This is a genomic window from Prevotella sp. CAG:255 (assembly GCF_000431195.1).
GTDB lineage: Bacteria > Bacteroidota > Bacteroidia > Bacteroidales > Bacteroidaceae > Prevotella > Prevotella rara.
In genome coordinates this window covers 38,559-45,472 of record NZ_HF986769.1, presented here as the reverse complement: position 1 = coordinate 45,472, position 6,914 = coordinate 38,559, and the positions used below count along the sequence as shown (strand labels likewise).

General features: G+C 49.6%; 5 protein-coding genes and 1 pseudogene. All 6 read left to right on the top strand.

From position 1 onward, the window contains the following. Nucleotides 1-173 (top strand): annotated as a pseudogene (locus QVO66_RS01715) (L-fucose:H+ symporter permease); the annotation flags it as partial. 21 nt (nt 174-194) lie between these two features. After that, the gene (locus QVO66_RS01710) at nt 195-1,211 is read left to right on the top strand and encodes a zinc-binding alcohol dehydrogenase family protein (RefSeq protein WP_021853652.1); all 1,017 of its coding nucleotides are present in this window, start codon (nt 195-197) and stop codon (nt 1,209-1,211) included. Between the two features lie 407 nt (nt 1,212-1,618). Then, nucleotides 1,619-3,598, top strand: a complete 1,980-nt coding sequence (locus QVO66_RS01705; RefSeq protein WP_021853651.1) for a KUP/HAK/KT family potassium transporter — start codon at nt 1,619-1,621, stop codon at nt 3,596-3,598. Nucleotides 3,599-3,750: 152 nt separating this feature from the next. Further along, entirely contained in the window at nt 3,751-4,344 is a 594-nt protein-coding gene (locus tag QVO66_RS01700; protein ID WP_021853650.1) for a DUF6621 family protein, read from the top strand. Between the two features lie 155 nt (nt 4,345-4,499). Continuing rightward, entirely contained in the window at nt 4,500-5,738 is a 1,239-nt protein-coding gene (locus tag QVO66_RS01695) for a saccharopine dehydrogenase family protein (RefSeq protein ID WP_021853179.1), read from the top strand. A gap of 280 nt (nt 5,739-6,018) precedes the next feature. Further along, nucleotides 6,019-6,914: recombinase RecA (gene recA / locus QVO66_RS01690; RefSeq protein WP_288172435.1), on the top strand; the 896-nt coding region annotated here is incomplete at its 3' end.

Genomic DNA, 6,914 nt, shown 5'->3' with positions numbered 1-6,914 from the left:
GCGGTTCGGCATTTCTTGTCATGGCCATTGTCGGCAACGCCTGTCTGCCGCAGCTTACGGCATATTTCATGCATGCCAACGAAGAGATGTACTACATCGCATACATTGTGCCAATGATATGTTTCGCTTTTTGCGCATATTATGGCTGGAAAGGATATAAAGTGATAAATTAAAATAAAACAAACGTAGAAAAAATGAAAGCAGTTCGTATTGCCGCACCTCAGGAGATTGGTGTGGCTGAAATAGAAAAGCCGGTGATAAAGGCTGATGAGGTTTTACTGAAAATAAAATATGTAGGATTCTGCGGATCCGACCTTAATACTTACCGCGGCAACAACCCAATGGTGAAGCTTCCTGTCGTTCCAGGACACGAGGTGGGTGCCGTGATTGAGGAAGTTGGTGCCGATGTACCCGACACACTGAAGAAGGGAATGGTTGTTACGCTTAACCCTTACACAAATTGCGGCAACTGCGCCTCTTGCCGCAACGGACGCTATAATGCCTGTGAGCACAATGAAACTTTGGGCGTGCAGCGTCAGGGCGTTATGTGCGAATATGCAGCTCTGCCTTGGACAAAGGTCATACCGGCAGGCGATATTCCTGTGCGCAGCTGCGCCTTGATAGAGCCTATGAGTGTCGGTTTCCATGCCGTGTCGCGTGCTGAGGTTACAGACAACACCTTCGTAATGGTTATCGGTTGCGGAATGGTGGGCCTCGGTGCTGTTATGCGTGCGTCTTTGCGCGGTGCAATAGTCATTGCTGCCGACATTGACGACGAGAAACTTGCGCTTGCCAAGGAGGCTGGAGCAACATATGCTGTTAACACCATGACAGAGGATGTTCATCAGCGCATACAGGAGATAACCGGAGGCTATGGCGCCGATGTTGTCATCGAGGCTGTAGGCAGTCCTGCCACTTACGTTATGGCTGTCAACGAGGTTGGCTTTACCGGACGTGTGGTTTGCATCGGATATGCCAAGAGCGAAGTGGCTTTCCAGACAAAGCTGTTCGTTCAGAAGGAACTTGACATACGCGGCTCTCGCAATGCAACTCCGTCTGACTTCAGAGCCGTTATCAACTGCATTAACACAGGACGTTATCCCATCGAGAAGTTTATATCTAAGGTCGTTACTCCCGAGGAAACTCCTGATGCAATGAAAGACTGGAGCGAGAATCCCGGAAAGATTTTCCGTATTCTTGTTGAGTTCTGATCTAACGGCTGATATAGGCGTTATGCCGGTCAGCGCAAGGTCCTGATGATGTTCTTTAATTCTGACTCATAAATACCGGTTGGGATTAAAAGTATTGCGGACTGCGTCAGACTCACTTTATGAAAGTTGTATGGTTTAGTTATTATAAGCTGCCGGAAGACAAGGCTTTATGCCTGCTCTTCCGGTTTTTTCTTGCCTCCTTATCAGCAGATTTTGTGTTCTTTTATATCGCTGTTATTTACAGACGTTTCCTGTCTCATGTTTATTCATATTATTCTGTAGGCGCATCCTTTTGTTGTGCGTGAAGGAGTCGGCCGTTTCTCTCACTGCATAAAATAAAATGTAAAAATAAGCATTTCTTTCATTTTATCGTTATAATTTTGCAGGCGAAATAAAATATATTCAATATGGTACAAACATCTAAGGTAAATGCTACGGCGGGAGTGAGCAAAGCCGGACTTGCCGGAATACTCATGACGCTGGGAATTGTTTTTGGAGACATTGGAACGTCACCCCTGTATGTGATGAAAGCAATAACACACACGGGCGAAGCTCTGACTGAAAATTACGTGCTGGGAGCGCTTTCGTGCATAATCTGGACGCTTACGTTGCAGACTACCATAAAGTATGTGCTCATAGCATTGCGTGCCGACAATCATGGCGAGGGCGGAATATTGGCTCTCTACGCACTGTTGCGCCGACATAAGCGGCGTTGGATTTATGCCATAGCCGTTATAGGAGCCAGCACGCTTCTGGCCGACGGAGTGATAACGCCTGCCATCACCATTACCACAGCCATAGAGGGACTGCGCGGCATCAATCCCGATATACCCGTGCTGCCTGTTGCCATTGCCGTCATCACTGTTGTGTTCTTCGTGCAGCGTTTTGGTACGGAGCATGTAGGCCGTTCTTTCGGAACATTCATGCTGTTGTGGTTCATGCTGCTCGGTGTCGTTGGCCTTATGTGGCTTATAGGCTGTCCGCAGGTTCTCAAGGCTTTTAATCCATATTATGCGGCGCGTCTGCTTATAGAGTCGCCTGTGTGGTTCCTCGTGCTCGGAGCCGTTTTCCTCTGTACCACGGGTGCCGAGGCCCTTTATTCCGACCTTGGACATTGCGGTAAGCACAACATCGCCATCAGTTGGATTTTTGTCAAGATTATGCTCATCCTCAACTATCTCGGTCAGGGTGCGTGGGTGCTTGCCAATCCGGTGCGTGCAGCCGGCAACGACAATCCTTTTTATGCCATCATGCCCGACGGCATGCTGCTCTTTGCCGTGTTTATGGCAACGGGTGCGGCCATCGTGGCGAGCCAGGCGCTCATCAGCGGTTCGTTCTCGATATTGAGTGAGGCGATGAACCTCAACTTCTGGCCCCGCATGAGGATAAAGCACCCTACCAATGTGAAGGGACAGATATATATTCCTACGGTAAACGGATTTATGTATGTGGCCGTGGTGTTTACGGTGCTTCTCTTCGGCGATTCTTCACGCATGGAGGCAGCCTACGGACTGGCTATCACCATAACCATGCTGATGACAACGCTGCTTCTGGGCTTCTATCTGCGCAAGATGTCAGCTCCACGTTTTGTCGTAATCATTTTTGTCGGTCTTTACTGTGTGCTCGAAGGACTGTTCCTTGCTGCCAACATGTCTAAGTTTGTTGCCGGCGGATGGTTCACCCTGCTCATAGGCGGCTTGCTCTGCTTCATTATGTTTGTGTGGATAAGTGCACGCAAGATACGCAGCCGCTATCTGCGCATAAAGAAACTCAGCGACTATCACGACATAATATCTGCGATAAAGGCAGACAACAGCATACCCAAGTATGCCTCAAACCTTGTGTATGTAAACCATGCACCGACTGAAGGCGGAGTGGACGACAAGCTGCTTTATTCGATAATAAACAAGCAGCCCAAGCGTGCCGACCATTACTGGCTGCTGCACATTGAGTTTGTAGACGCGCCCGACACGCTCGAATACACCTGCAAGGCACTCGTGCCCGACACGCTGTTCAGCATAAACCTGCGCATAGGATTCAGAATTGAGCCGCGCGTCAGCCTGTATCTCCGCCAGATAATAGAAGACCTGGTGGCTTCAGGCGAGGTAGACCTTACCAGCTCTTATCCTTCGCTGCGCAGCAAGGGCATTGCCGGCGACTTCCGCTTCATTATAATCCACCGCATCTATTATCCCGAAGATTCGTCAGACCGCCGTCAGAACTTGCTGATGAGCCTCTATGCTATAATAAGACGCATTGGCGTAGACGAGCCTAAGGCGCTCGGTCTCGACACGTCGGTGGTTGTGGTGGAGCGTGTGCCGCTGATTATTTCTGGACAGCGCGACGGCAGCAGAAGGCGTATAGCAAGGGCTGAGCCGGCAGAATGATGCCGCAGAATGTGCAAAAACTATAATAGTTTAGTCTGAAAACATGAGTAATGTGTCTTTCGCTTTGAAAGACACATTACAAAGAATATCAAAAAGTCAGTTTTTTTGTCTAACGGTGTGTATTCTCATTATTTTTGTGTAAGTTTGCATACATGAATAACAATTTGGCAGGCACCGCAAAATGGTGCGAGAATGTTATGGTGGTAGACGCCGACTATATAGATAAAGTGGCGTTCGACCTTATCGTTAATTTTGAAAGGATGATAGAGCGGCGCATCCCGCAGGCCGACATGGCGCGCTGGATAGACTGCATCGGTCTTGACGGAGGACTGCGCGAGGGTGAACACCAGACGCAGGTGATTCTGATACACGGCAAGAACAGAGACAGACTTGACAATTTCAAGCCGTCTGAATATGCCCATGGACTTGACGGCATGGCGTTTAAGGACAACCTGGGAGAGTTCCTTATCAGTGCGCTTCCCGTTGAGGACATTGTCAGCAAGGACGATTTCTTCGTTGAGACGGTGGAGCTTATATGCGCACAGAAAGAAGTGAAGCGTGTTATGGTTGTGCCCGATGCCGAGCGCATCTACGACCGTGTGCGCCATGCCCTGAGAAATGTTGACGACGAAAAGCGCGTAACCGTGTTTGCCATGCAGCCCATGCAGGGCGGTAACTTCCGTCAGGAGATACTCGGCTACTCGCTGATGAGCGCGCTGGGCATAAGGGCCGATGAGATAAAATAGGGAGCGGCAGGGATTACGGCGGAGCGGCAGCCTTGGCTGCCAGATGTCTGTCATCGCCAATTACCCGCCCCATAACTCCCGTTCCTCCTATAAGTCCCATCCCCCAATAATCTTATAAGACTAATAACAAAAAACAAGCAAAATAAATTTTTAAAATGGGAAAAGTATTAATGATTGGAGCCGGTGGCGTAGCTACCGTTGCAGCGTTCAAGATAGCAAAGAATGCTGACGTGTTTACCGAGTTCATGATTGCAAGTCGCCGTAAGGAGAAGTGCGACCAGATTGTCGACGCCATCCACAAGGCCGGAATTAACATGGATATAAAGACGGCGCAGGTTGACGCCGACGACGTTGAGCAGCTCAAGGCTCTGTTCAACGACTATAAGCCCGAGCTGGTTATCAACCTTGCCCTGCCTTATCAGGACCTTACTATAATGGACGCCTGTCTGGCTTGCGGATGCAACTATCTCGACACCGCAAACTATGAGCCTAAGGATGAGGCTCACTTTGAGTACAGCTGGCAGTGGGCATACAAGGAGCGCTTCGAGCAGGCAGGACTTACAGCCATTCTGGGCTGCGGCTTCGACCCGGGCGTGAGCGGCATCTACACAGCTTATGCTGCAAAGCATCATTTCGACGAGATTCAGTATCTCGACATCGTTGACTGCAACGCCGGAAACCACCACAAGGCTTTCGCAACAAACTTCAACCCTGAGATTAACATCCGCGAGATTACCCAGAAGGGACTTTACTATAAGGACGGCCAGTGGCTTGAAACCGAGCCGCTCGAGGTTCACAAGGCGCTCACATATCCTAACATCGGTCCGCGCGAGAGCTATCTGATGCACCACGAGGAGCTGGAGAGCCTCGTTAAGAACTATCCTACAATCAAGCAGGCACGTTTCTGGATGACCTTCGGACAGCAGTATCTTACATATCTCGACGTTATTCAGAACATCGGCATGTCTCGCATCGACGAGATTGAATATGAGGCACCGCTTGCCGACGGCTCTGGCAAGACCGCCAAGGTTAAGATTGTTCCGCTGCAGTTCCTCAAGGCCGTGTTGCCTAATCCGCAGGATCTCGGCGAGAACTACGATGGCGAGACAAGCATAGGCTGCCGTATCCGCGGACTGAAAGACGGCAAGGAGCGCACATATTATGTTTATAACAACTGCTCGCATCAGGAGGCTTACAAGGAGACTGGCATGCAGGGCGTAAGCTACACAACAGGTGTGCCCGCCATGATTGGCGCAATGATGTTCTTCAAAGGCCTGTGGCGCAAGCCGGGCGTATGGAACGTAGAGGAGTTTGATCCGGATCCGTTCATGGAGCAGCTCAACAAGCAGGGACTGCCTTGGCACGAAGTGTTCGACGGCGACCTGGAACTGTAATTTAATTCATAATTCACAATTCATAATTGGAATGATGAGTTTTGAAATTTATAATTCATAATTGGATAGGAGAATTTGATGTTCATAACTGTTTAGACAGACATTGGAGATTAAATGCATAGCAACAATGCAAATCATAATTCTCCATTCTCCATTCTCCATTAAATAATTCGAGTGGAACTGTTTAGACAGACATTGGAGATTAAATGCATAGCAACAATGCAAATCATAATTTTCCATTTTCAATTCTCCATTCTCAATTACTAAAAAACGCTTTTATATGGCAAAAGAAAAAGATACAGAGGGCATGAGCATACAGGAAGGCAAACTGAAAGCCTTGCAGGCTGCCATGGCCAAAATAGAAAAAGACTTCGGCAAAGGCTCGATAATGAAGCTCGGCGACGAGAACATCGAGCAGGTTGAGGTCATTCCCACCGGAAGCATCGGCCTTAACGCCGCTCTCGGTGTGGGCGGATATCCGCGCGGACGAATAATAGAGATTTATGGTCCTGAGAGCAGCGGTAAGACTACTCTCGCCATTCACGCCATTGCTGAGGCTCAGAAGGCGGGCGGCATTGCTGCCTTTATCGACGCCGAGCATGCCTTCGACCGCTTCTATGCTGCCAAGCTCGGAGTGGATGTCGACAACTTGCTGATATCTCAGCCTGACAACGGTGAGCAGGCTCTCGAGATAGCCGACCAGCTTATACGCTCTTCAGCGATAGACATCCTGGTGGTCGACTCAGTGGCTGCGCTCACTCCGAAAGCCGAGATTGAGGGCGACATGGGCGACAACAGAGTTGGTCTGCAGGCACGACTGATGAGTCAGGCGCTCAGAAAGCTTACGTCTACTATAAGCAAGACCAACACAACGTGCATCTTCATCAACCAGCTGCGCGAGAAGATTGGCGTTATGTTCGGCAACCCCGAGACAACAACCGGCGGTAACGCGCTGAAATTCTATGCCAGCGTGCGCCTCGACATACGTCGCGTTACGAGCATAAAAGACGGCGACAAGGTTATCGGCAATCAGGTTCGCGTCAAGGTGGTTAAGAACAAGGTGGCTCCTCCGTTCCGCAAGGCTGAGTTTGAGATTACCTTCGGCGACGGAATCTCTAAGGTTGGCGAGCTTGTTGACCTCGGCGTTGAGTATGGCATAATACAGAAGAGCGGTTC

Excerpts from the sequence above, each read along its gene's own strand:
- QVO66_RS01700 (WP_021853650.1), top strand. The coding sequence starts at position 3,751 with ATGAATAACAATTTGGCAGGCACCGCAAAATGGTGCGAGAATGTTATG.
- QVO66_RS01695 (WP_021853179.1), top strand. The coding sequence starts at position 4,500 with ATGGGAAAAGTATTAATGATTGGAGCCGGTGGCGTAGCTACCGTTGCA.
- QVO66_RS01705 (WP_021853651.1), top strand. The coding sequence starts at position 1,619 with ATGGTACAAACATCTAAGGTAAATGCTACGGCGGGAGTGAGCAAAGCC.
- QVO66_RS01710 (WP_021853652.1), top strand. The coding sequence starts at position 195 with ATGAAAGCAGTTCGTATTGCCGCACCTCAGGAGATTGGTGTGGCTGAA.